The organism is Rouxiella badensis, assembly GCF_026967515.2.
In the GTDB taxonomy this organism is placed as follows: domain Bacteria; phylum Pseudomonadota; class Gammaproteobacteria; order Enterobacterales; family Enterobacteriaceae; genus Rouxiella; species Rouxiella badensis.
Genome location: NZ_CP114062.1, coordinates 3,734,394 through 3,759,632 on the forward strand (window position 1 = coordinate 3,734,394; position 25,239 = coordinate 3,759,632).

Below are 25,239 nucleotides of genomic sequence, written 5' to 3' on the forward strand. Positions count from 1 at the left end.
CAAAACTTGTTTGCGATCCATACTGTAAAAACGAAAACCAATTCCAAAATAATATTTTCTCGCCGTTATAGTGGCGACGCTGACAAGGGAAAGCACGATGGTGACCTCTTCTGCCACGGCAGCAAAACGCACTAAAAAGGGCAAAGGCACAACGGCCAGTGCCAGCACAGCAACCGGACAGGTTCAATCGTTAACCCGCGGTCTGAAGTTGCTTGAATACATTGCCGAAGCTCAGGGCAGCGTGGCGCTCACCGACCTGGCCCAGCAGGCCGGACTGCCCAACTCGACAACGCACAGGCTCCTGACCACCATGCAGCAACAGGGTTTCGTTCGTCAGGTTGGCGATCTGGGTCTGTGGACAATTGGCTCCCACGCTTTCGTGGTCGGCAGCAGCTTTCTGCAAAGCCGCAACCTGTTAGCCATGGTTCATCCCATGCTGCGCCGATTAATGGAAGAATCTGGCGAGACAGTGAACCTCGCGGTGCTCGATCACAGCGATTACCAGGCGATCATTATCGATCAGGTACAGTGCAATGCGCTGATGCGGATGTCGGCACCCATTGGTGGCAAGCTGCCGATGCATGCTTCTGGCGCAGGCAAAGCATTCCTGTCCACGCTGCCCGAAGAGCGTCTCGTTAAACTGCTACACAAAATTGGGCTGCACAGCTACACGCCGATGACCCGCAGTTCACCGGCGAATCTCAAGCAGGAGCTGGCCGAGACCCGCAAGCGCGGCTATGCCTTTGATGATGAAGAACATGCGTTAGGACTGCGCTGCGTGGCGACCTGTATTTATGACGAACACAATGACGCCTACGCGGCAATTTCGATTTCGGGGCCGGTTTCAAGGATTACTGACGATCGCGTTACCGAGCTCGGGGCGCTGGTTATCCATGCGGCGAAAGAGATAACCCAGGCCTACGGCGGCGGCAAGCATTAAAAAGCGGGGCGAGATTAGCTCGCCTCAGCGTTGGGCTTCTGCGACGTTCTGGCGCTAAACCGCTGTCGGCGGCGGTAGGCATAAACGTCTTCAATGTGACCCGCGAGAATACGCTGTTGCAGCCCGCGCCAATAGTCAGGGCAAAACAGGTCGCCGTGCAGCGCATCAAATAGCGGCCGAAGTCGTGCGTCGCTGCACAAGAAATGCCGAAATTCCTCCGGGAAGACGTCGTTCTCGGACACGCTGTACCAGGGTTCGCTCGCCAGTTCCTCCTCGGGAAAACGCGGCAAAGGCAGGTCACGGAAATTAACCTGCGTCATATAACAAATCTCGTCATAGTCGTAGAACACCACCCGACCATGGCGCGTCACACCAAAGTTTTTAAACAGCATATCCCCCGGAAAAATATTTGCGGCGGCCAGCTGCTTAATTGCGTTACCGTACTCTTCTATCACGTCATGCAGCTGCTCGGGCGTTGCCTGTGCAAGGTAGAGGTTTAGTGGGCTCATTCGCCGTTCAATGTATAAATGGCGTATTGCGATGCTGTCGCCGAGATCTTCTATTTTATTGACGGCTTCGCACTGTAGCTCGGCCATCAACTCGGCACTGATGCGATTTTTGGGCAGGATAAAATGCTCGAACTCCTGCGTATCGGCCATTCGCCCTACCCGGTCATGCTCCTTGACCAACTGGTAGCAGTCCCTGACTCGCTGCTCGGTAACCTGCTTGGGGGGCGCAAATCGGTCCTTGATGACTTTGAAAACGCGGTCACTGCCTGGCAGGGTAAATACCAGCATAACCATGCCTTTAACGCCGGGAGCGATGATAAAAGGCTCGGTGCTTGAGGCCATATAGCGCAGATGCTCACGGTAACATTCTGTTTTCGCATGCTTCTGACAGCCTATGGCGCTGTAAAGCTCTGCCGTGGTCTTGTGGGGAAGAATTTCGCGCAGCCATTCGACCAATGCACCGGGATGTGGCGCATAAACCATGAAATAGGAGCGGGCGAAACCGAAAACAATGCTGGCATCGTCCTGCTCGGTGAGGCACGTATCAACGAAGAGTCGTCCCTGTCGGCTTTGATGGACAGGTAACAGGAAAGGCTGTGCCCTGCCGGCCAGACGAATCTTGCCGACCAGCCACGCCGCTTTGTTGCGGTAAAAAAGCTCGTTGGCCATTTCGAATTCTGCGTTGTCGAGCTCACCGTCAGGAAAAGAAACGTTCAGGGCATCAGCAATGGCGTGCGCGTCCCTTGTAATGTCCTCCCACGGCAGGCGCAGCGGCAGTTCCATTAACAATTTTTGCAGCATGTCCCGCAGGCTAGGGCCAGGCGCAAAGAGTCGTGCCAGAGGTCTCTGTGGCGGTTTAGCGCTTTGCGGCAGTTGTTCGCTAAAGACAAACAGCCTGTCGTCCGCTAAATCACGATGTTTGAAGATGCGGCAATAGACTGAATTAAAAAAGCTTTCGGCAATCTCACCGCGCGGATAATCAGGCAACAGGCTGCTGAAGCAGGCTTTGATACGCGCATTGAACGTCGCATCATAAAAGCGTGGACCGGTAATACACTTCAGCTGGCTGACCACCAGCCCAACATGATGATCATAAAGATGAATACGCTGCTTCATTGCCTGCTGAACGGCAGCCCAGTCAGCTTGTTCAAAACGCCGCTGAGCGCCGGAAGTAATTTCCAGAAAGCGCCCATACTGTGCATCGAATCCCTGAAGAATGGTTTGGGCAATCAACAGTTCTGTCTTCATCACTCTGCTCTCTGACTTACGCGGGGTCCAAATGGCCCGTATGATTCGGGCCATTGCGTTCTCAGGAAAATTGCTGTTCTTCCGTCGAGCCGGTCAGAGCCGTCACCGAAGAGCGTCCGCCCTGAATAATGGTGGTGACCTTATCGAAATAACCGGTGCCAACCTCTTGCTGATGCGAGGCGAAGGTATAGCCACGTTTTACGGAGTCAAACTCCGGCTGCTGGACTTTTTCGACGTAATGTTTCATGCCCTCGCCCTGCGCATAGGCATGGGCCAGATCGAACATGTTGAACCACATACTGTGAATACCGGCGAGAGTAATAAACTGGTACTGATAACCCATCGCTGCCAGTTGATCCTGGAAGCTCGCAATGGTCTGGTCATCGAGGTTTTTCTTCCAGTTAAACGACGGCGAGCAGTTGTAGGCCAGCAGTTTTCCCGGGAAACGCTGATGAATTGCCTCGGCAAAGCGCTTCGCCAACGCCAGATCCGGCGTCGAGGTTTCGCACCAGACAACGTCTGCATAAGGCGCATAGGCAAGCCCGCGCGAGATGGCCTGTTCAATACCGGCATGAGTGCGGTAAAAGCCTTCATGGGTGCGTTCGCCGGTGATAAACGCGCTGTCATAGGGATCACAGTCAGAGGTCAGCAGGTCGGCCGCATCCGCATCGGTCCTGGCGACCAGTAAAGTAGGTACGCCCAAAACGTCTGCCGCCAGACGAGCAGAAACCAGCTTTTGCACTGCCTCCTGCGTCGGAACCAACACTTTTCCGCCCATGTGCCCGCACTTCTTCACGGCGGCCAGCTGGTCTTCAAAATGCACCGCCGCCGCGCCTGCCTCAATCATAGATTTCATCAATTCAAACGCGTTCAGCACGCCACCGAAACCGGCCTCTGCATCGGCAACAATCGGCAAGAAATAGTCGGTATAACCCGGCTGGCCCGGTTCGATGTTGTTTGCCCATTGAATTTGGTCCGCCCGGCGAAAGGTATTGTTGATGCGTGATACCACTTCGGGAACGGAATTCACTGGATACAAAGACTGATCGGGATACATGCTCGACGCGGTGTTGGCGTCGGCGGCAACCTGCCACCCAGACAGATAAATCGCCTCAATACCGGCCTTGGCCTGTTGCAGCGCCTGCCCACCGGTGAGTGCACCGAGGCAGTTGACATAACCTTTGCGTGACCCGCCGTGCAGCAGCTCCCACAGTCGGCTCGCGCCATGCTGCGCCAGCGTACATTCGGGATTCACAGAGCCGCGCAGGCTAATAACTTCTGCGGCCGTGTATGGACGAGTGATCCCTTTCCAGCGCGGCAGTGACCATGATTCTTCGAGTTGTTGTATTTGTTGGGTACGGGTAATTTTCATGACGGTGACTCCGATTTCTTATCAGGGTTTATCAAGCCAGCAGCGCATAGCCAGGCAGCGTGAGGAAGTCGATCAGTTCATCCTGGGTGGTGATTTTTTCCATCAGCGCTGCGGCTTCGTGAAAACGCCCAGAGCAAAACCGCTGGTCACCTAATTCTTGTTGAATGACCTGCATCTCCTCCGCCAGCAGCTGGCGGAAAAGCTCTTTGGTCACCTTTTGTCCGTCGTCTAGCGTTTTGCCGTGATGGATCCACTGCCAGATTGAGGTACGGGATATTTCCGCCGTGGCGGCATCCTCCATCAGTCCATAGATTGGCACGCAGCCATTGCCTGAAATCCATGCTTCGATGTATTGCACCGCGACGCGAATGTTGGCGCGCATCCCCTCCTCTGTTCTCGCTCCCTGACATGGCGTAAGCAGAGTTTCGGCGTAAATCGGTGCATCTTCCTCACGCGTAACGTCAAGCTGGTTGGGACGTGAACCTAGTGCCTTGCTGAATACTGACATGGCGGTATCGGCGAGGCCGGGATGCGCAATCCAGGTGCCGTCATGGCCGTTCGCCGCCTCAAGCTCCTTATCCTTGATCACCTTATTGAGCACCCACGCGTTGCGCTGCGGGTCCTTGCTCGGAATAAATGCCGCCATGCCGCCCATCGCGAACGCCCCTCGGCGATGGCAGGTTTTGATAAGCAGACGGGAATAGGCGCTGAGGAAAGGCTGATCCATGGTCACAACCTGGCGGTCAGGTAAGACGCGATCGCCGAAGTTCTTTAATGTTTTGATATAGCTAAAGATATAGTCCCAGCGCCCGCAGTTGAGCCCGACGATATGTTCGCGCAGGTGATAAAGGATTTCGTCCATCTGGAATACCGCAGGCAATGTTTCAATCAGTACCGTGGCCTTGATAGTGCCGCGCGGCAGCCCGACGCTGTCTTCGGCGAAGGAAAATACCTGACTCCACCACTGCGCCTCTTTGTAAGACTGCATTTTGGGCAGATAGAAGTAAGGGCCGCTGCCTTTGGCCAGCAGTTCGCGATAGTTGTGGAAGAAATACAGCGCAAAATCAAACAGGCCGCCCGGGATAGGCTCACCCTGCCAGGTCACGTGTTTCTCGGGCAAATGCAATCCTCTGACTCGACAAACCAGTACGGCCGGGTCAGGTTTAAGTTGATAAATCTTACCTGCCTCATTGGTGTAGCTGATGGTGCCGCGCACCGCGTCGCGCAGATTAACCTGCCCTTCAATCACTTTGCTCCAGTTAGGCGCAAGTGAATCCTCGAAGTCTGCCATGAAGACTTTAACGTTGGCATTCAACGCATTGATGACCATCTTACGTTCGACAGGCCCGGTTATTTCGACTCGCCTGTCGAGCAGGTCATCAGGAATATTTTGGATGCGCCATTCAGTATCTCTAATGGAAAACGTTTCCGAAATAAAGTCCGGCAGCTTACCGGCATCAATATCCGACTGAATATATCGCCTTTCTGTCAGTAGCTGCTGGCGTACAGGGGCGAATTGGCTTACCAAATCAGCCAAAAAGTCGATGGCGGGTTCGGTCAGAATGCTGGATGCCTGTTCTGAAAATTGGCGTGTAAAGTCGAGTGGGCTGCGGGTTATCTGCTGTGACATCTACATTCTCCTGACTTTTCAATGAGCTCATTAAACATCTGCCTGAGCTGGACGCGTTGATCACGGCGACGATCCGAGGCGTAAAAAGATCGCATAACTTGAAATGACCAGACTGGTTATTTACTAGCCGATAGACTTAAGCGTAATCAAGAAAATGATAAAATCAAAAACGATTTCCATTTTTATTTTAAATAAAAATAAAGCCTTTTTGATTCAACTAAATAGACGGTGAAATATTTTTATAGAAACAGGATCAATTTCCATAATTTTTGCAATCGAACAAGGATCGGCATTGGCAGGAACAAAATAAAAACGCCCACGATCGGAGAAGTGATCGTGGGCGTTCAGACTTGTATTACCGAGACAGGCTAAGAGCTCATTCCAGCGTAGGATTCATCTGGCGAAGATCGAATGGCGTTATCTGGTAGACGTAGTAGTTTAACCAGTTGGTGAATAACAGATGGCCGTGGCTGCGCCAGCTGGCTTTCGGTGCCAGATCCGCATTGTCTTCAGGGAAGTAGTTGTAAGGCATGTCCGGTGAAAGGCCTGCGTCAAGGTCACGCAGATACTCGCCTGCCAGCGTACCGGCATCGTATTCTGGATGGCCGGTGACGAACGCCATGCGCTTGTCCTTTGTCGCGAACAGATAAGCACCCGCATCTTCCGATTCGGCGAGAATATCCAGATCGCTGTATTTGCGCAGTTCTTCAATCGGGAAGTCCGCATAGCGCGAGTGTGGCGCCAGGAATGACTCGTCAAATCCACGGGTCAGAAGCGCCAAAGGCTGTAGCGTCTGATGCGCATATACGCCGGAGAGTTTGGTCTCGCGGGTCATTTTCGGCATGCCATAAAGCACGTTCAGCGCGGCCTGTACGGCCCAGCAGACAAACAGCGTTGAGGTGACATGTTCTTTTGCCCAATGAACGATACGCTCAATCTGCGGCCAATAGGCGACGTCGCAGAAGTCCACCAGACCCAGCGGTGCACCGGTCACGATCAACCCGTCGTAATTATCGTGTTGGATATCTTCAAAATCGCAGTAGAAGTTATTCAAATGCTCGGCAGGCGTGTTCTTGGACTCACGGCTGTCGATACGCAGCAGCTGAACATCAATCTGCAAAGGGGAATTGGAAAGCAGGCGAAGAAACTGATTCTCCGTCTCGATCTTCTTCGGCATCAAATTGAGTATCAGCACTTTCAATGGACGAATTTCTTGAGTTTTTGCACGTGAAGACGTCATCACAAAGACGTTTTCATTGCGCAAAAAGTTCACGGCTGGTAACTCATCTGGAACCCGAATTGGCATAACAACTTCCTCACTACATCCGCTTATACGTTTAGACATCTAGATGCCCGAAGATAACGGTTTTCAGCGGCTATGTCGAGCTTGTAAAGCCTAGGTGAAAATTATTCAGCTTAAGGCTATATGCTCATAACATTTAGTTATTTATATCTGTTTGATGAAGAGTTTTAGCTATTTAGAAGGAGGCAAAAAGGGTTAAAAATGGTCAGTAAACGCGCACAAAAAAGCCCCTGTCGTCAGACAGGGGCCTTCTCTTGAACTGGAATTTCTTAAATTACCGACGAGAAAAAGCCCCAGTCTTTCGACTAGGGCTTGTTCTTTATTTGATGCCTGGCAGTTCCCTACTCTCGCATGGGGAGACCCCACACTACCATCGGCGCTACGGCGTTTCACTTCTGAGTTCGGCATGGGGTCAGGTGGGACCACCGCGCTACTGCCGCCAGGCAAATTCTGTTTCATCCCAACCGCTTTCCACATTCCTGCAGGCCGCCATCAGAACCAATCTTTGAACAAGCTGATTTCCTGAAACTTTCGTCTCGTCTCTCTAAAACACCTTCGGTGTTGTAAGGTTAAGCCTCTCGGGTCATTAGTACTGGTTAGCTCAATGCATCGCTGCACTTACACACCCAGCCTATCAACGTCTTAGTCTTAAACGTCCCTTCAGGGAGCTCGAAGCTCCAGGGAAGACTCATCTTGAGGCAAGTTTCGCGCTTAGATGCTTTCAGCGCTTATCTTTTCCGCATTTAGCTACCGGGCAATGCCATTGGCATGACAACCCGAACACCAGTGATGCGTCCACTCCGGTCCTCTCGTACTAGGAGCAGCCCCTCTCAATCTTCCAACGCCCACGGCAGATAGGGACCGAACTGTCTCACGACGTTCTAAACCCAGCTCGCGTACCACTTTAAACGGCGAACAGCCGTACCCTTGGGACCTACTTCAGCCCCAGGATGTGATGAGCCGACATCGAGGTGCCAAACACCGCCGTCGATATGAACTCTTGGGCGGTATCAGCCTGTTATCCCCGGAGTACCTTTTATCCGTTGAGCGATGGCCCTTCCATTCAGAACCACCGGATCACTATGACCTACTTTCGTACCTGCTCGAGCCGTCACTCTCGCAGTCAAGCTAGCTTATGCCATTGCACTAACCTCACGATGTCCGACCGTGATTAGCTAACCTTCGTGCTCCTCCGTTACTCTTTAGGAGGAGACCGCCCCAGTCAAACTACCCACCAGACACTGTCCTCACCCCAGATTATGGGGCCGAGTTAGAACATCAAACATTAAAGGGTGGTATTTCAAGGTTGGCTCCACGCAGACTGGCGTCCACGCTTCAAAGCCTCCCACCTATCCTACACATCAAGGCTCAATGTTCAGTGTCAAGCTATAGTAAAGGTTCACGGGGTCTTTCCGTCTTGCCGCGGGTACACTGCATCTTCACAGCGAGTTCAATTTCACTGAGTCTCGGGTGGAGACAGCCTGGCCATCATTACGCCATTCGTGCAGGTCGGAACTTACCCGACAAGGAATTTCGCTACCTTAGGACCGTTATAGTTACGGCCGCCGTTTACCGGGGCTTCGATCAAGAGCTTCTCCTTGCGGATAACCCCATCAATTAACCTTCCGGCACCGGGCAGGCGTCACACCGTATACGTCCACTTTCGTGTTTGCACAGTGCTGTGTTTTTATTAAACAGTTGCAGCCAGCTGGTATCTTCGACTGTCTTCGGCTCGGGAAGCAAGTTCCTCCACCTAGCGACAGCGTGCCTTCTCCCGAAGTTACGGCACCATTTTGCCTAGTTCCTTCACCCGAGTTCTCTCAAGCGCCTGAGTATTCTCTACCTGACCACCTGTGTCGGTTTGGGGTACGATTTAATGTTACCTGATGCTTAGAGGCTTTTCCTGGAAGTGCGGCATCAACTACTTCATCACCGTAGTGACTCGTCATCACGCCTCAGGGTTACAGTAAACCGGATTTACCAGGTCTACACCCCTACACGCTTAAACCGGGACAACCGTCGCCCGGCTAGCCTAGCCCTCTCCGTCCCCCCTTCGCAGTAACACCAAGTACAGGAATATTAACCTGTTTCCCATCGACTACGCTTTTCAGCCTCGCCTTAGGGGTCGACTCACCCTGCCCCGATTAACGTTGGACAGGAACCCTTGGTCTTCCGGCGTGCGGGTTTTTCACCCGCATTATCGTTACTTATGTCAGCATTCGCACTTCTGATACCTCCAGCAAACCTCACAGTTCACCTTCTACGGCTTACAGAACGCTCCCCTACCCAACAACGCCTAAGCGTCGCTGCCGCAGCTTCGGTGCATGGTTTAGCCCCGTTACATCTTCCGCGCAGGCCGACTCGACCAGTGAGCTATTACGCTTTCTTTAAATGATGGCTGCTTCTAAGCCAACATCCTGGCTGTCTATGCCTTCCCACATCGTTTCCCACTTAACCATGACTTTGGGACCTTAGCTGGCGGTCTGGGTTGTTTCCCTCTTCACGACGGACGTTAGCACCCGCCGTGTGTCTCCCGTGATAACATTCTTCGGTATTCGGAGTTTGCATCGAGTTGGTAAGCCGGGATGGCCCCCTAGTCGAAACAGTGCTCTACCCCCGAAGATGAATTCACGAGGCGCTACCTAAATAGCTTTCGGGGAGAACCAGCTATCTCCCGGTTTGATTGGCCTTTCACCCCCAGCCACAAGTCATCCGCTAATTTTTCAACATTAGTCGGTTCGGTCCTCCAGTTAGTGTTACCCAACCTTCAACCTGCCCATGGCTAGATCACCGGGTTTCGGGTCTATACCTTGCAACTTGACGCCCAGTTAAGACTCGGTTTCCCTACGGCTCCCCTATACGGTTAACCTTGCTACAAAATATAAGTCGCTGACCCATTATACAAAAGGTACGCAGTCACCTAACAAGTAGGCTCCCACTGCTTGTACGTACACGGTTTCAGGTTCTATTTCACTCCCCTCGCCGGGGTTCTTTTCGCCTTTCCCTCACGGTACTGGTTCACTATCGGTCAGTCAGGAGTATTTAGCCTTGGAGGATGGTCCCCCCATATTCAGACAGGATGTCACGTGTCCCGCCCTACTCATCGAACTCACAATTCATGCGCTTTTGTGTACGGGACTATCACCCTGTACCGTGCGACCTTCCAGACGCTTCCACTAACACACAAACTGATTCAGGTTCTGGGCTGTTCCCCGTTCGCTCGCCGCTACTGGGGGAATCTCGGTTGATTTCTTTTCCTCGGGGTACTTAGATGTTTCAGTTCCCCCGGTTCGCCTCGCATGGCTATGTATTCACCATGCGATAATGTGACGTATCACATTGGGTTTCCCCATTCGGGTATCGTCGGGTATAACGGTTCATATCACCTTACCGACGCTTTTCGCAGATTAGCACGCCCTTCATCGCCTCTGACTGCCTAGGCATCCACCGTGTACGCTTAGTCGCTTAACCTCACAACCCGAAGGTGTCTTATAAACTCGTAAAGAGTGACAACATTCGAGGCTGCGATTATTTGAGAGACTCTAATACAGGTGCGCATAACTCAATACTTCTACGGAGAGTTATGTTCAGCTGTATCATTTCAATTTTTCAGCTTGTTCCAGATTGTTAAAGAGCAAAATACTTCGCAGTATACTGTCGCCAATATACTCTGAAGTATTGGTGTGAACCGTATGGATATGGTGGAGCTAAGCGGGATCGAACCGCTGACCTCCTGCGTGCAAGGCAGGCGCTCTCCCAGCTGAGCTATAGCCCCATACAGTCACTAACAGATACCTTTATCACTCATCGTTCAGATGAGTCAGCCAATGCTTTTCTTATCAAGGCGGAGTCACACGACGTTTGCTTGGTGCAAACGAGTGGGGCGACAACGCAGAGAAGGAAAGGATTGGTAGGCCTGAGTGGACTTGAACCACCGACCTCACCCTTATCAGGGGTGCGCTCTAACCACCTGAGCTACAAGCCTATAAAGGTATTTCTGCTCGTTACTTTTTCATCAGACAATCTGTGTGGACACTGCACAATGCGTATCTTGAGGTAAGGAGGTGATCCAACCGCAGGTTCCCCTACGGTTACCTTGTTACGACTTCACCCCAGTCATGAATCACAAAGTGGTAAGCGCCCTCCCGAAGGTTAAGCTACCTACTTCTTTTGCAACCCACTCCCATGGTGTGACGGGCGGTGTGTACAAGGCCCGGGAACGTATTCACCGTAGCATTCTGATCTACGATTACTAGCGATTCCGACTTCATGGAGTCGAGTTGCAGACTCCAATCCGGACTACGACGTACTTTATGAGGTCCGCTTGCTCTCGCGAGTTCGCTTCTCTTTGTATACGCCATTGTAGCACGTGTGTAGCCCTACTCGTAAGGGCCATGATGACTTGACGTCATCCCCACCTTCCTCCGGTTTATCACCGGCAGTCTCCTTTGAGTTCCCACCATTACGTGCTGGCAACAAAGGATAAGGGTTGCGCTCGTTGCGGGACTTAACCCAACATTTCACAACACGAGCTGACGACAGCCATGCAGCACCTGTCTCAGAGTTCCCGAAGGCACTAAGCTATCTCTAGCAAATTCTCTGGATGTCAAGAGTAGGTAAGGTTCTTCGCGTTGCATCGAATTAAACCACATGCTCCACCGCTTGTGCGGGCCCCCGTCAATTCATTTGAGTTTTAACCTTGCGGCCGTACTCCCCAGGCGGTCGACTTAACGCGTTAGCTCCGGAAGCCACGCCTCAAGGGCACAACCTCCAAGTCGACATCGTTTACAGCGTGGACTACCAGGGTATCTAATCCTGTTTGCTCCCCACGCTTTCGCACCTGAGCGTCAGTCTTTGTCCAGGGGGCCGCCTTCGCCACCGGTATTCCTCCAGATCTCTACGCATTTCACCGCTACACCTGGAATTCTACCCCCTCTACAAGACTCTAGCTTGCCAGTTTCAAATGCAGTTCCCAAGTTAAGCTCGGGGATTTCACATCTGACTTAACAAACCGCCTGCGTGCGCTTTACGCCCAGTAATTCCGATTAACGCTTGCACCCTCCGTATTACCGCGGCTGCTGGCACGGAGTTAGCCGGTGCTTCTTCTGCGAGTAACGTCAATCGCTGCAGTTATTAACTACAACGCCTTCCTCCTCGCTGAAAGTGCTTTACAACCCTAAGGCCTTCTTCACACACGCGGCATGGCTGCATCAGGCTTGCGCCCATTGTGCAATATTCCCCACTGCTGCCTCCCGTAGGAGTCTGGACCGTGTCTCAGTTCCAGTGTGGCTGGTCATCCTCTCAGACCAGCTAGGGATCGTCGCCTAGGTGAGCCATTACCCCACCTACTAGCTAATCCCATCTGGGCACATCCGATGGCGTGAGGCCCGAAGGTCCCCCACTTTGGTCTTGCGACATCATGCGGTATTAGCTACCGTTTCCAGTAGTTATCCCCCTCCATCAGGCAGTTTCCCAGACATTACTCACCCGTCCGCCGCTCGTCACCCAGAGAGCAAGCTCTCCCGTGCTACCGCTCGACTTGCATGTGTTAGGCCTGCCGCCAGCGTTCAATCTGAGCCATGATCAAACTCTTCAATTAAAAGTTCGATTTGCTGCAACAAGTGCAGCGATGCTCAAAGTTACTTCACATCATTCATAATGAATTACTGCTTGGTCACTCTAAGACTTGATATTTTTTGCCACCGAGGTGGCTGATATCGTCTTGTGAGTGCCCACACAGATTGTCTGATAAATTGTTAAAGAGCAGTGAGTTACGCGCTTTCGCTTGCTAACTCGAGGTGGCGTATATTACGCTTTCCTCATTTGATGTCAACCGTTTATTTTCGCGGTCATCATCATTTTTAATTCTTTCCGACTCGTTCACACCGCGTTGCTGCTGCGTTGTTCCCTGTCGATGGAGCGGCATTATAGGGAGTTTCTGAGGAGCCGCAACCCCTAATTTCAATAAAAAATACCGTTCGCTGCAATACACAGCAAAAGCGGGGTTTATACCGATTTACACACAAAGTTATCCACAATGTTCATCGAAACTCAAAATTGACGCGCATCGCGCAATCGTTTTCGCTACAATATCGCGCGTCTGAATTAACCGACACTATCTGCAATAATGATGCTTACAGCTTCTGTGGAACCTTATCTGAATCCAATCCTGCGTTTTTCTTCTATATATAGAGGGAAACAAGCATTGAATTCACGTAACGCTCTCTATTGCGACTCCAAAGCCAAGGGATAAACCACCATGCAACAACGTCGTCCAATCCGCCGCGCACTGCTCAGTGTTTCTGACAAAGCCGGTATCGTAGAATTCGCCCAAGCCCTCTCTCAACGTGGAGTGGATTTGCTTTCCACTGGTGGCACAGCCCGCCTGCTGGCCGACGCGGGTTTGCCAGTGACAGAAGTCTCTGACTACACCGGCTTCCCGGAAATGATGGATGGACGTGTTAAAACTCTGCACCCGAAAGTGCACGGTGGCATCCTGGGTCGTCGCGGTAAAGATGACGAGATCATGGGTCAGCACGCTATCGCGCCGATCGATATGGTTGTCGTTAACCTGTATCCGTTTGCAGCTACCGTGTCTCGTCCGGACTGCTCACTGGAAGACGCCGTTGAAAACATCGATATCGGCGGCCCGACCATGGTTCGCTCTGCGGCCAAGAACCACAACGACGTTGCTATCGTGGTTAAGAGCAGCGACTACACCTCTATTATTGAAGAGATGGATGCCAACGAAGGTTCACTCCTGCTGGCCACCCGTTTCAACCTGGCTATCAAAGCCTTCGAACACACCGCTGCCTACGACGGCATGATTGCCAACTACTTCGGTACCATGGTCCCTGCATACCACGGCGACACCGAGTCTCCTTCTGGCCAGTTCCCACGTACCCTTAATCTGAGCTACATCAAGAAGCAGGATATGCGTTACGGCGAGAACAGCCACCAGCAGGCCGCATTCTATATAGAAGAAGGGGTTTGTGAGGCATCGGTAGCAACCTCTACACAGCTGCAGGGCAAAGCCCTCTCTTATAACAACATTGCCGATACCGATGCGGCACTGGAATGTGTTAAAGAGTTCGATGAACCAGCCTGCGTTATCGTCAAGCACGCGAACCCTTGCGGCGTTGCCGTGGGTGGCAACGTTCTCGAAGCCTACGAGCGTGCCTACAAGACTGACCCGACCTCGGCTTTCGGCGGCATCATCGCCTTCAACCGCGAGCTGGATGCGACGACTGCTAAGGCCATCATCAGCCGTCAGTTCGTTGAAGTGATCATCGCCCCTTCCGTGAGCGAAGAAGCGCTGGCGCTGACTGCGACCAAACAAAACGTTCGCGTATTGGTCTGCGGCGAATGGAAAGGACGTCAAACAGCGCTGGACTTCAAGCGCGTTAACGGTGGCCTGTTGGTTCAGGACCGCGATCTCGGTATGGTCGACGTAGCCGACTTACGCGTCGTCACGACCCGTCAGCCGAGCGAGCAAGAGCTGAAAGATGCCTTGTTCTGCTGGAAGGTGGCGAAGTTTGTTAAATCTAACGCTATCGTTTATGCACGCGATAAAATGACCATCGGTATCGGCGCAGGCCAGATGAGCCGCGTTTACTCTGCCAAAATCGCCGGGATCAAAGCTGCCGACGAAGGTCTGGAAGTTGCCGGTTCTGTCATGGCCTCTGATGCGTTCTTCCCGTTCCGCGACGGTATCGATGCAGCCGCTGCGGTTGGCATCACCTGCGTTATCCAACCCGGCGGTTCCATGCGTGATAATGAAGTGATTGAAGCCGCTAACGAACATGGCATCGCCATGGTGTTCACCGGTATGCGTCACTTCCGCCACTAATTTTGGAGTTCTGAATGAATATTTTAATTATCGGTAACGGCGGACGTGAACACGCGCTGGCATGGAAAGCGTCCCAGTCACCTCTGGCAGACAAAATCTACGTTGCCCCAGGTAACGCCGGGACTGCGCTTGAACCCTTGCTGGAAAACGTCAACATCGCCGCGACCGACGTTGCGGGTCTGCTGGCGTTTGCCCAAAGCCACGATATTGGCCTGACGATTGTCGGACCAGAAGCCCCGCTGGTTATCGGCGTGGTTGACGCGTTTCGCGCTGCCGGCCTGAAAATCTTTGGCCCAACTCAGGCAGCCGCACAGCTCGAAGGTTCTAAAGCGTTTACCAAGGATTTCCTGGCACGTCATGCTATCCCAAGCGCCGACTACCAGAACTTTACCGAAATTGAACCGGCCCTCGCCTATCTGCGCAGCAAAGGCGCGCCGATAGTTATCAAAGCCGACGGTCTGGCGGCAGGTAAAGGCGTTATCGTGGCGATGACGCTGGAAGAAGCTGAAGCTGCGGTTCACGACATGCTGGCAGGCAACGCCTTTGGCGACGCCGGTCACCGCATCGTTATCGAAGAGTTCCTCGATGGCGAAGAGGCGAGCTTCATCGTGATGGTTGACGGTGAAAACGTGGTGCCGATGGCGACCAGCCAGGACCACAAGCGCGTTGGCGATGCAGATACCGGTCCTAACACCGGCGGTATGGGTGCCTATTCACCCGCACCGGTCGTCACCGATGAAATCCACCAGCGCGTAATGGACCAGGTTATTTGGCCAACCGTGCGTGGCATGGCGTCTGAAGGCAACGTCTACACCGGTTTCCTGTATGCCGGTTTGATGATCTCCGCCGACGGTCAGCCGAAGGTTATCGAGTTCAACTGCCGCTTTGGCGACCCTGAAACTCAGCCTATTATGCTGCGCCTGCGCTCTGACCTGGTTGAGCTGTGCCTGGCCGGTGCGGAAGGTCGTCTGAACGAAGTGACCTCCGAATGGGACCCGCGCCCTTCTCTGGGTGTGGTACTGGCAGCGGGCGGTTACCCGGGCGATTACACCAACGGCGAAGTGATCCTTGGCTTGCCGCTGGAAGAAGCACCGGATGGCAAAGTGTTCCACGCCGGTACCCGCCTGCATGACGAACGCGTTGTGACCAACGGCGGCCGCGTACTCTGCGTGACGGCGTTAGGAAAAACGGTGGCAGACGCTCAGAAACGTGCGTATCAGCTGGCGCAGGACATCAAGTGGGAAGGCAGCTTCTGCCGTAAAGACATCGGCTATCGTGCGATTGCCCGCGAGCAGGGTCAGTAATCCCGGCTCTATAATAGAAAAAGCCCGCGCAATGCGGGCTTTTTACTGTCTGGAAACCGCCGAAGGCTAGTTTAACTGGCCCTGTTTCGGTTCCCAGAGACAGAAATCTTCGTTTGCCACCAGCAGCAGTTCATTGCCCTCCGGGGCGGTCAGCCAGGCAAGTCCCAGCTTGTCGTCGGCCTTGGCGGCGCGCTTCGCTAGCCAGACCTGCGAGCGAATATTCAGGCTAAGCGTCACGGGCTCACCTGCGCAGGTGGTAATCACGCCCTGTCGCCAACGTCCCTGCACTAGCTGTACGTTCCCGGCGCGCAGCGTCTTACTCAAATTCAGGACCTTGTCTGCCTGATATTTGTAGCGCTCGATATCGTCCGCCGAGAGTTTTTCTTTGGCGTCGGCCAGCTGTCGTTGCATAAAGCTGACGTTACCTTCCTGATCGAAACGCAGCGTCACGCCGAGGTCTTTGGCGGCGGCATGGCTTTCTTTAATCAGATGCAACTCACCGTCGACGTATTCATAGCGGGTTATCACGGTGTCTTTACCGTAATAGGGACTGTAAACGTTGATGAGGGTTTGTGGACGATGTTCACTGTCGTCCTCACGCCACAGTCGGTTAATGCCCTGATCGGCTATGTAGCCACTGGCGCTAAAAAGAGGGGTATCCTGGTGGGAACTGCATCCGACCAGACTGAAGGCCAATGTGACGGCCATCAGTCCGGTGGTGATAAACGAAAGGGACCAGCGTGGCCCCTCGTTTATTCTTTTCACTGCAAGCAATTACTTAACAGCTTCTTTCAAAGCTTTGCCTGAAACGAACGCAGGAACGGTAGCAGCAGCGATTTTGATTTCTTTGCCTGTCTGCGGGTTACGACCCGTGCGCTCGTTACGTTGATTGACTTTAAAAGTCCCGAAACCAACCAATTGTACTGCTTCACCCTCTTTCAGAGACTCGGTAATTGCAGACAGAGTAGATTCAAGAGCCAGTTTAGCTTGAGTTTTAGAAAGATCAGCCTTGTCAGCAATTACATCAATCAGTTGAGTCTTGTTCATAAGTTATCCTTTACAGTGTGTTTATCGTTTGCAAAGCATCGAGTGCGACGGATATGCCGATTGACAGCACCCTCCTGCATACACGCACCGATAGCCACTTTTTATTACGCACCCCAAATGTAGACCAGACAGGGTACGGATGTGAAGCCTTGAGATACGACAAATAAGGCGTTAAATCACGTTTTCTTGCCTTATTGCGTTAAATTTATCCCAATGTTACTCACAGCGGCTTCACGCAGGTCAGAACGTAACCCTTTTATCAATTCGATGTCACGTTCTTCACAGTCAGCCAACAGGCGGAAAATCTCCCATTGGATGTCCCATTCTTCTTCAACAGCCGGTATCACTTTCAGCTCTTCATCGGTCATTTCTTTGCCAGCCAGAGTCATCTCGAGCATGGCAACGGTGCGGATGGATGTTTCGCTGATTGCGATAGCGTGAACTAATGTTTCACCGCTCAAACGCGAGTGAATAAGCTCACCTAACGCGATACAGGCATCAATAGCCGGATAAACGCCGTAAATATCGTAATCGTCTGAAGAAGGGATAGCCTCCTCCAGCTTCTCAAGCTGCGAGTCAAAGTTAACCTTTGCATCTTTAATTACAAGCGTTTCCCACACCAGATCCAGAATTTTGCGATAAATCTGGGGCTCACCAAAGCCGGTTTGCAGGCAAAACGTCTGATAGTTAGGGTACATACGCTCGCAAAGGCTTGCCATAAACGTCAGATGTTGCCAGCTTTCCAGCTTTTCTAGACGTAAATGAATCGGGTTACGTAACATGTTTTTTTCTCGTTAACTTTTCTGGGCGGGAGTTTACCTGAAAACCTGACCGCCTCCTATGCCTTGATTCTTAAACCATGCCGCTCAGACGCTGCCAGCGCTGAAAAGCAGGCCGATTTGATGCCACCGCATCTGCCCAGCGAGTGGGCTCTGGAAGACGATATCCTCGGGTGCATTGTTCAACCCAATATAACGATGACGCCAGGCTGATACCGTTACCCGGAGAAATGAACAGTGGATTGCAGCGAAGCTTACTGCGCCATACCCATCCAAGCTGCTCATCTTTGTCCCACAGGGCCTGCGTCGAGCCTGCCGCTTCAGCTAACGGCAAAAAATGCCCGCAAAGACGGCTTTTCGCCACGCCGATGGTAGGCACATCAATCATCAGACCGAAATGGCTGGCGACCCCTAAACGTCTGGGATGCGCAATGCCCTGACCGTCAACCATCAGCAGGTCCGGGCGGTGTTGCAGCCGCTGCCAGACTTCGATGAGCGCCGGGCATTCACGGAATGAAAGAAAACCGGGGATATAGGGAATTTGCGTAGGAATGCGGGCTATCTGGTATTCCACCAGCTCCAGCGAGGGATACCGCAGCACCGCCACGGCGGCGCGGGTAATCTCACCGCCCTGCTCGAACCCGATGTCGGCACCAGCAATATAAACCGGGCACAGTGGCGAAGCAGGGTCTTCGAGCACGATGTGTTGTGCCTTAATCAGCTGTTCTTCGCGCATTGCGCCGGTATCTATCATGCGATCCCTTGCTTATTAGTCGTGGTATTGACGCGACAGGCTGTGGACGGCCTCAACGAAGGCGCCTGCATTCTCAGGCGGAACGTCCTGATGGATGCCGTGGCCCAGGTTAAAGACGTGGCCGTTGCCGTGACCGTAGCTGGACAAGATAGTTGCGACCTCCTGTTCGATGCGAGCAGGAGACGCATAAAGCATAGACGGGTCCATGTTGCCCTGCAGCGCGACTTTATCACCCACGCGACGGCGAGCTTCGCCGATGTCAGTGGTCCAGTCGAGACCCAGCGCGTCACAGCCGGTCGCCGCAATGGCTTCAAGCCACTGACCGCCACCCTTGGTGAATAGCGTTACCGGCACACGACGACCGTCGTTTTCACGGATCAGGCCATCAACAATCTTGTGCATATAGTTGAGGGAGAACTCAATGTAGTCACGACCTGTCAGCACGCCGCCCCAGGAGTCAAACACCATCACAGACTGTGCACCGGCTTTGATCTGCGCATTCAGATACAGAATGACGCTGTCGGCCAGCTTATCAAGCAGCAGATGCAGGGTAGCTGGCTCGGCATACATCATCTTCTTGATCTTGGTAAACGCCTTGCTGCTGCCGCCTTCAACCATATAGGTTGCCAGCGTCCACGGGCTGCCAGAGAAGCCAATCAGCGGCACTTCGCCCTTAAGGTTTTTACGAATGGTGCGCACCGCGTTCATCACGTAGCCCAACTCCTGCTCGGGATCGGGAATAGGCAGCTTGGCAACGTCGGCGTGACAGGTCAGAGGAGAAGAGAAACGTGGCCCCTCACCCGCTTCAAAATACAGGCCAAGGCCCATAGCGTCCGGAATGGTCAGAATATCAGAGAACAGGATCGCCGCATCCAGCGGATAGCGGCGCAAAGGCTGCAGAGTGACCTCACAGGCCAGTTCGGCATTTTTACACAGCGACATGAAGTCACCCGCCTGTGCACGTGTCGCTTTATATTCTGGCAAATAGCGGCCAGCCTGACGCATCATCCACACCGGCGTGATATCTACTGGCTGGCGTAACAGTGCGCGCAGGTAGCGATCGTTTTTTAACTCGTTCATTCTTGGCAAGATCCTTAAATATTCTGCTGATCTTCTTGGGTACAGCGAACCCGGGTGGGCAACCGACTCTACGTAATAAGAGCCAGGTGCCTAAAAATAAGGCGGACATTGTAGCACGTCGGGCCTAAGATTCTTCCTCTGCGCGGCACAGAACCACAGTATCTTCAATCAGGCGACGTGCGATAGTCCCGACTGCAGGCAACAGCGGCAGGGCATCATGGCGATACCAACCCGCATTGAGCAGCTCTTTGGGATCATGACGTATTTCACCGCTGTCGTAATCGGCCATAAATGCCATCATTAAAGAATTTGGGAACGGCCACGGCTGCGAGCTCACGTAGCGAATGTTTTTGACGCGAATATTGCTCTCTTCCATCACTTCACGCGCCACGGTCTCTTCAAGCGTCTCGCCGACTTCGGCAAAACCGGCCAACACGGTGTGTACACCGCCGCGATGACGCACGTGCTGGGCAAGCAGGATCTCGTTGCCACGGCGAATAGCCACTATCATGCACGGGGCTATCTGCGGGTAATAGCGCTCTTTGCAGTGACTACACAGCGCGGCCCATTCAGTTTTACTGACGTGCATTTCATGGCCGCAGTAGCCGCAAAACTTGTGGGACCGATAGAACTCCGACAGCTGAACGCCACGGCCTACCAGTTGGAACAGTCCGCGATCGCTATCCAATAGCTGCCGCGCCGACTGCATGCCGTCTTTCATCGACTTGCGGATCAACCAGACCGGCTCGCCCTGCCATTCTCCGATCTGTCGCCCAATATCTCCTGTAAAGGAAAAATCCTTTGCGGATCCGTTAGGTAAGGATCCTTCTGGAAGCCACAATTTACCTTCAAGGCTGACTACCCACCAGCCACGCTGCTGTTCTGTGATTTGGATTTCCATATTGTTGTTGCATAACCTCGAGGACACTGACAATCTGGGAAGCAAAGTTACATATAAGTAATCTTTAACCTTTGGACATTTTTTTACCTTACTCACGGAGTCAACCATGCTAAATCGTCTGGAAAGATTGACCCAACGCGTTGGTGGCAGCAATGAGTTAATCGATCAATGGCTGCACGCACGCAAAGAACTTTTGGTTTCTTACTGCACTCTCGTGGGCCTAAAACCTAATAAAGAGAAACACACGCCGCTGAATGAGAAAGCATTCGACAACTTCTGCCAGAATCTGGTGGACTATCTTTCAGCAGGACATTTCCATCTTTATCACAGGATAGTTGAAGAAGCCGATGGCACCCAAGAGACTCTTTTTGTGGCAGCGGCAAAAATCTATCCTGCCCTAGAGGCCAATACCGAGGCTATCATGGCATTCCATGACAGTTATACTGAAACCGATTTCAACGATGATAACGTTTTCGAATTTAACTACGCATTATCGGATATCGGCGAAGCGTTGGACGCCCGTTTTGATCTTGAAGATCAACTTATTACGCTAGCCTTCGACAATAAAATCGCGGCTTTGCCAACTGTTGCAAACGATGCAGCGATTGTTCGACCGGCTTAACAGTTTTGCCTAAAAACCCTGCAAAGGGTTGTGTTTTATAATCAGCCTCGTATATTGAGGTTTCTTAAACGGCCTGAAAGTGCAGGCCAATTCTTGTCGGAGTGCCTAGCGCAGACCTCTCTATACTGAGATTTGCCAGGCTGAGACCGTTAATTCGGGATCCGCGGAACCTGATCGGGTTAGTACCCGCGAAGGGAACAAGAGTAATTTATTGCGTTTGGACTTTGCGCTGCTTCCTGATTCAGGAATTACCACGCCGCAAGAATCAAATACAACGCCTTACTTCCGCTGTAAACCTCCTGACAAGCAATTTTCCCTTTCGCGATAAACGAGGAATTTGCTATGTCGAACACCCCAGAACTTCAGAATGAACCGGTAAAAAAAACCAGTAATCGTCGCCAGCAGCGTGCCGAAGCCCAGGCTTTTATCGACAGCCTGCAAGGCGTTGCCTTCCCAAATTCAAAACGTATTTATCTGCAGGGTAGCCGCGCCGATATTCAGGTGCCAATGCGTGAGATCCAGCTCAGCCCGACGATGATCGGCGGTACCAAAGACGCTCCAAAGTTTGAAGACAATGAAGCGATCCCGGTTTATGACACTGCCGGACCTTACGGCGATCCTCAATCCAACATCGATGTGCATCGCGGCCTGGACAAGATCCGCGCCAGCTGGATTGAGGCGCGTCAGGATACCGAAGAGCTGCCGCAGGTAAGCTCCGGTTTTACCCAGCAACGCATGGCCGACGAAGGCCTGGATCATCTGCGTTTCGAGCATCTCCCGCGCCCGCGCAAAGCGAAAGCGGGGAAAACGGTCACTCAGCTGCACTACGCACGTCAGGGCATTATCACCCCGGAAATGGAATACATCGCCCTGCGTGAAAACATGGGGCGTGAGCGTATTCGCGGTGAAGTGCTGCTGCAACAGCATCCGGGAGAAAGCTTTGGCGCCCACCTGCCGGAAAACATCACGCCAGAGTTTGTCCGTGCCGAAGTTGCGGCCGGTCGCGCGATTATCCCCGCCAACATCAACCATCCTGAATCAGAGCCGATGATCATTGGCCGTAATTTCCTGGTCAAGGTCAACGCCAACATCGGGAACTCGGCGGTCACCTCGTCTATCGAAGAAGAAGTCGAGAAACTGGTGTGGTCGACCCGTTGGGGTGCGGATACGGTGATGGACCTGTCAACCGGCCGCTACATCCACGAAACCCGTGAATGGATTATGCGTAACAGCCCGGTTCCTATTGGCACCGTGCCAATCTATCAGGCGCTGGAGAAGGTTAACGGCGTCGCCGAAGATCTAAACTGGGAGATGTTCCGCGATACCTTGCTGGAACAGGCAGAACAGGGTGTTGATTACTTTACTATTCACGCTGGCGTGCTGCTGCGCTATGTGCCAATGACCGCTAAACGCCTGACTGGTATCGTGTCACGCGGTGGCTCCATCATGGCGAAATGGTGTCTGTCGCACCATAAAGAGAGTTTCCTTTATCTTCACTTCCGTGAAATTTGTGAAATCTGCGCTGCCTACGATGTCTCGCTGTCGCTGGGTGATGGCCTGCGTCCGGGGTCGATTCAGGACGCCAATGACGAAGCGCAGTTTGCTGAGCTGCAAACGCTGGGCGAGCTTACCAAGATTGCCTGGGAGTATGACGTGCAGGTGATGATCGAAGGTCCGGGCCACGTACCGATGCAGATGATCCGCCGCAACATGACCGAAGAGCTGGAAAAGTGCCACGAGGCACCTTTCTATACTCTCGGCCCGCTCACCACCGATATTGCACCGGGTTATGATCACTTCACCTCAGGCATTGGCGCCGCGATGATCGGCTGGTTTGGTTGCGCAATGCTGTGCTACGTCACGCCGAAAGAACACCTTGGCCTGCCGAACAAAGAGGACGTTAAACAGGGTTTGATTACCTACAAAATCGCCGCACACGCTGCCGATCTGGCCAAAGGCCATCCGGGCGCGCAGATCCGCGATAACGCGATGTCGAAGGCACGCTTCGAATTCCGCTGGGAAGATCAGTTCAATCTGGCGCTCGATCCCGCAACGGCCCGCGCCTATCACGACGAAACGCTGCCACAGGAGTCGGGTAAGGTCGCCCATTTCTGCTCGATGTGTGGTCCAAAATTCTGCTCGATGAAAATCACTCAGGAAGTTCGCGACTACGCCGCTGCGCTGGAAGCCAAAGCTATCCCGATTGATATCGTCGAGTCAGGCATGACACAGATGTCGGAAGCCTTCCGCGAGCGCGGTGGCGAACTGTACCATCCGGCAGACAACATTGAAGAAGGAGTCGGTAAATGAATATCCCATCCACCCCGTTCCCTGAGGTGCCTTATTACCTCGGGCTTTATCCGGTGGTAGACAGCGTCGAGTGGATACGCCGCCTGCTAGAGGCGGGCGTCAAAACATTACAGCTGCGGATAAAAGACCTGCCCGACGACGAGGTTGAGCCGGCGATTATCGAGGCCATCAGGCTGGGTCGCGAGCACAACGCCCGGTTGTTTATTAACGACTACTGGCGTCTGGCGGTTAAGCATCAGGCCTACGGTATTCACCTCGGTCAAGAGGATTTGGATACCACCGACCTGCTGGCTATTCACCGTGCCGGCCTGCGCCTGGGCGTATCGACACACGATGACACCGAGCTGGCGCGCGCCGCGAGCGTCCGTCCGTCATATATCGCCCTCGGCCACGTGTTTCCGACGCAGACCAAAGACATGCCGTCTGCGCCGCAGGGTTTGCAGGAATTGACGCGTCATATCAAGCAGTTGGACGGTAAGTTTCCGACAGTCGCTATTGGTGGAATTAGTCTGGACCGCGTACAGCCGGTGATGGAGTGCGGCGTCGGCAGCGTGGCGGTGGTCAGCGCTATCACCCAAGCGCCGGACTGGCGCGCGGCGACGGCGGAATTAATCAAACTCTGCCCTTATCGGGACGACAACCATGCTCAACGATAATGAATTCATGCGCTACAGCCGACAGCTGCTGCTGGAAGATATTGGCATGGAGGGGCAGGAAAAAATCCGTGCCTCGACGGTGCTGATTGTCGGCCTCGGTGGCCTGGGTTCACCGGCGGCGCTGTATCTGGCTGCCGCTGGCGTCGGCACTCTGTTTCTGGCGGATGACGATACGCTGCACGTCTCCAATCTCCAGCGACAAATTCTTTATCGCACTGCGGATACTGACGGCCACAAAGCGAAAATTGCCCAGCGGGAGTTGGGCAAACTCAACCCGCTGTGTCACACCGAAATACTGACCGAGCGGCTGGATGCTGGCAATTTGCAGGCGATTATCGCACGCGCGGACCTGGTGCTGGACTGTAGCGACAACATGGAGACCCGCCATGCGGTTAACCAGGCCTGCATCGAAGCAGGTAAAACGCTGATCAGCGGCAGCGCGGTAGGCTTTAGCGGCCAACTGCTGGTCATCGAAGCGCCCTATTCCCACGGCTGCTATCGCTGCCTGTATCCTGATTTAGAAACACCGACCCGCAACTGCCGCACTGCGGGCGTACTGGGGCCGGTGGTCGGCGTAATAGGGACATTGCAGGCACTGGAAGCTATCAAGATGTTGGCCGGCGCCACCAGCTCGTTAACCGGAAAACTGCGCTTATTCGACGGCAAGCAGCAAAGCTGGCGTACGCTCCAGCTTGCCCGCTCGGCGGACTGCCCGGTATGCGGAGGCACGCGATGAAAGTCATCGTTAATGACGAAGATTATCGCTTTGATGCCCCGCTTACCGTCGATGCCCTGCTGTCTTTCCTTGAACACCCCCTTTCTGGCAGTGCACTTGCCGTTAATCAGGTCATCGTTCCACGCCCGCAGTGGGCGGAACTCGTTCTGAAAGACGGCGACAACGTCGTTGTATTTCAAGCCATTGCCGGAGGATGAGC

The 25,239-nt window shown here is 53.2% G+C and carries 18 protein-coding genes, 2 tRNA genes, 3 rRNA genes and 1 riboswitch; of the genes, 8 read left to right on the plus strand and 15 right to left on the minus strand.

Annotation, left to right across the window (positions count from 1 at the left end):
* The first annotated feature begins 97 nt into the window (after window positions 1–97).
* Window positions 98–940 carry a glyoxylate bypass operon transcriptional repressor IclR gene (iclR, locus tag O1V65_RS17210; RefSeq protein ID WP_017493366.1) on the plus strand — a complete coding sequence of 281 codons (843 nt, stop codon included), beginning with the start codon at window positions 98–100 and terminating at the stop codon, window positions 938–940.
* 14 nt (window positions 941–954) lie between these two features.
* On the opposite strand, the gene aceK is transcribed toward iclR, so the two are convergent.
* The 9 genes from aceK to O1V65_RS17255 form a co-directional block, all read right to left on the minus strand.
* The gene (gene aceK, locus O1V65_RS17215; RefSeq protein ID WP_084911882.1) at window positions 955–2,697 is read right to left on the minus strand and encodes a bifunctional isocitrate dehydrogenase kinase/phosphatase; all 1,743 of its coding nucleotides are present in this window, start codon (window positions 2,695–2,697) and stop codon (window positions 955–957) included.
* A gap of 61 nt (window positions 2,698–2,758) precedes the next feature.
* A complete protein-coding gene (aceA, locus tag O1V65_RS17220; protein ID WP_165429838.1) occupies window positions 2,759–4,069 on the minus strand; it encodes an isocitrate lyase in 1,311 nt (436 codons plus the stop codon).
* A 31-nt stretch (window positions 4,070–4,100) separates the two neighbouring features.
* Window positions 4,101–5,699, minus strand: a complete 1,599-nt coding sequence (gene aceB / locus O1V65_RS17225; protein WP_269129899.1) for a malate synthase A — start codon at window positions 5,697–5,699, stop codon at window positions 4,101–4,103.
* A gap of 376 nt (window positions 5,700–6,075) precedes the next feature.
* Window positions 6,076–7,005, minus strand: a complete 930-nt coding sequence (gene metA / locus O1V65_RS17230; protein ID WP_017494282.1) for a homoserine O-acetyltransferase MetA — start codon at window positions 7,003–7,005, stop codon at window positions 6,076–6,078.
* 325 nt (window positions 7,006–7,330) lie between these two features.
* Window positions 7,331–7,446 (minus strand): 5S ribosomal RNA (gene rrf / locus O1V65_RS17235).
* A 121-nt stretch (window positions 7,447–7,567) separates the two neighbouring features.
* Window positions 7,568–10,473, minus strand: a 23S ribosomal RNA gene (locus O1V65_RS17240).
* A 228-nt stretch (window positions 10,474–10,701) separates the two neighbouring features.
* Window positions 10,702–10,777: transfer RNA gene (locus O1V65_RS17245), tRNA-Ala, on the minus strand.
* Window positions 10,778–10,910: 133 nt separating this feature from the next.
* Window positions 10,911–10,987, minus strand: a tRNA-Ile gene (locus O1V65_RS17250).
* A gap of 72 nt (window positions 10,988–11,059) precedes the next feature.
* A 16S ribosomal RNA gene (locus O1V65_RS17255) occupies window positions 11,060–12,601 on the minus strand.
* Together the 16S, 23S and 5S rRNA genes with 2 tRNA genes alongside form the textbook arrangement of a ribosomal RNA operon.
* Before the next feature lie 660 nt (window positions 12,602–13,261).
* Between O1V65_RS17255 and purH the strand changes: the two genes are divergently transcribed.
* Both purH and purD read left to right on the plus strand, forming a co-directional pair.
* Entirely contained in the window at window positions 13,262–14,851 is a 1,590-nt protein-coding gene (purH, locus tag O1V65_RS17260) for a bifunctional phosphoribosylaminoimidazolecarboxamide formyltransferase/IMP cyclohydrolase (RefSeq protein ID WP_017492743.1), read from the plus strand.
* A gap of 14 nt (window positions 14,852–14,865) precedes the next feature.
* Window positions 14,866–16,155 (plus strand): phosphoribosylamine--glycine ligase, encoded by a 1,290-nt coding sequence (gene purD / locus O1V65_RS17265; protein ID WP_017492744.1) that lies wholly within the window; start codon window positions 14,866–14,868, stop codon window positions 16,153–16,155.
* 66 nt (window positions 16,156–16,221) lie between these two features.
* Here purD and O1V65_RS17270 read toward each other — a convergent pair whose 3' ends face one another.
* From O1V65_RS17270 to nudC, 6 genes are all read right to left on the minus strand, one after another.
* A complete protein-coding gene (locus tag O1V65_RS17270) occupies window positions 16,222–16,863 on the minus strand; it encodes a DUF1481 domain-containing protein (RefSeq protein ID WP_026110652.1) in 642 nt (213 codons plus the stop codon).
* 66 nt (window positions 16,864–16,929) lie between these two features.
* Complete coding sequence (hupA, locus tag O1V65_RS17275) at window positions 16,930–17,202, minus strand: nucleoid-associated protein HU-alpha (protein WP_009639126.1); 273 nt, start codon at window positions 17,200–17,202, stop codon at window positions 16,930–16,932.
* A gap of 191 nt (window positions 17,203–17,393) precedes the next feature.
* Window positions 17,394–17,984: a YjaG family protein gene (locus O1V65_RS17280; protein ID WP_017492746.1), complete on the minus strand. Its 591-nt coding sequence runs from the start codon at window positions 17,982–17,984 to the stop codon at window positions 17,394–17,396.
* A 70-nt stretch (window positions 17,985–18,054) separates the two neighbouring features.
* Window positions 18,055–18,735 carry a deoxyribonuclease V gene (gene nfi / locus O1V65_RS17285; RefSeq protein WP_017492747.1) on the minus strand — a complete coding sequence of 227 codons (681 nt, stop codon included), beginning with the start codon at window positions 18,733–18,735 and terminating at the stop codon, window positions 18,055–18,057.
* A 15-nt stretch (window positions 18,736–18,750) separates the two neighbouring features.
* A complete protein-coding gene (hemE, locus tag O1V65_RS17290; RefSeq protein WP_017492748.1) occupies window positions 18,751–19,815 on the minus strand; it encodes a uroporphyrinogen decarboxylase in 1,065 nt (354 codons plus the stop codon).
* Window positions 19,816–19,939: 124 nt separating this feature from the next.
* Window positions 19,940–20,716 (minus strand): NAD(+) diphosphatase, encoded by a 777-nt coding sequence (nudC, locus tag O1V65_RS17295; RefSeq protein ID WP_269129900.1) that lies wholly within the window; start codon window positions 20,714–20,716, stop codon window positions 19,940–19,942.
* A gap of 106 nt (window positions 20,717–20,822) precedes the next feature.
* On the opposite strand from nudC, the gene O1V65_RS17300 reads away from it, so the two are divergent.
* The 5 genes from O1V65_RS17300 (at window position 20,823) to thiS (ending at window position 25,237) form a co-directional block, all read left to right on the plus strand.
* Complete coding sequence (locus O1V65_RS17300) at window positions 20,823–21,338, plus strand: Rsd/AlgQ family anti-sigma factor (RefSeq protein WP_017492750.1); 516 nt, start codon at window positions 20,823–20,825, stop codon at window positions 21,336–21,338.
* 87 nt (window positions 21,339–21,425) lie between these two features.
* Window positions 21,426–21,552: riboswitch (TPP riboswitch) on the plus strand.
* A gap of 128 nt (window positions 21,553–21,680) precedes the next feature.
* Window positions 21,681–23,648 (plus strand): phosphomethylpyrimidine synthase ThiC, encoded by a 1,968-nt coding sequence (gene thiC / locus O1V65_RS17305; RefSeq protein ID WP_084913262.1) that lies wholly within the window; start codon window positions 21,681–21,683, stop codon window positions 23,646–23,648.
* On the plus strand, window positions 23,645–24,304 hold the full coding sequence (thiE, locus tag O1V65_RS17310) for a thiamine phosphate synthase (RefSeq protein ID WP_084913263.1): 660 nt from the start codon (window positions 23,645–23,647) through the stop codon (window positions 24,302–24,304). Before thiC ends, thiE begins: the two co-directional genes overlap by 4 nt.
* The gene (locus tag O1V65_RS17315) at window positions 24,291–25,040 is read left to right on the plus strand and encodes a HesA/MoeB/ThiF family protein (protein ID WP_192504323.1); all 750 of its coding nucleotides are present in this window, start codon (window positions 24,291–24,293) and stop codon (window positions 25,038–25,040) included. The genes thiE and O1V65_RS17315 overlap by 14 nt, the downstream gene beginning before the upstream one ends.
* A complete protein-coding gene (gene thiS, locus O1V65_RS17320; RefSeq protein WP_017492754.1) occupies window positions 25,037–25,237 on the plus strand; it encodes a sulfur carrier protein ThiS in 201 nt (66 codons plus the stop codon). Before O1V65_RS17315 ends, thiS begins: the two co-directional genes overlap by 4 nt.
* Window positions 25,238–25,239: the final 2 nt, after the last annotated feature.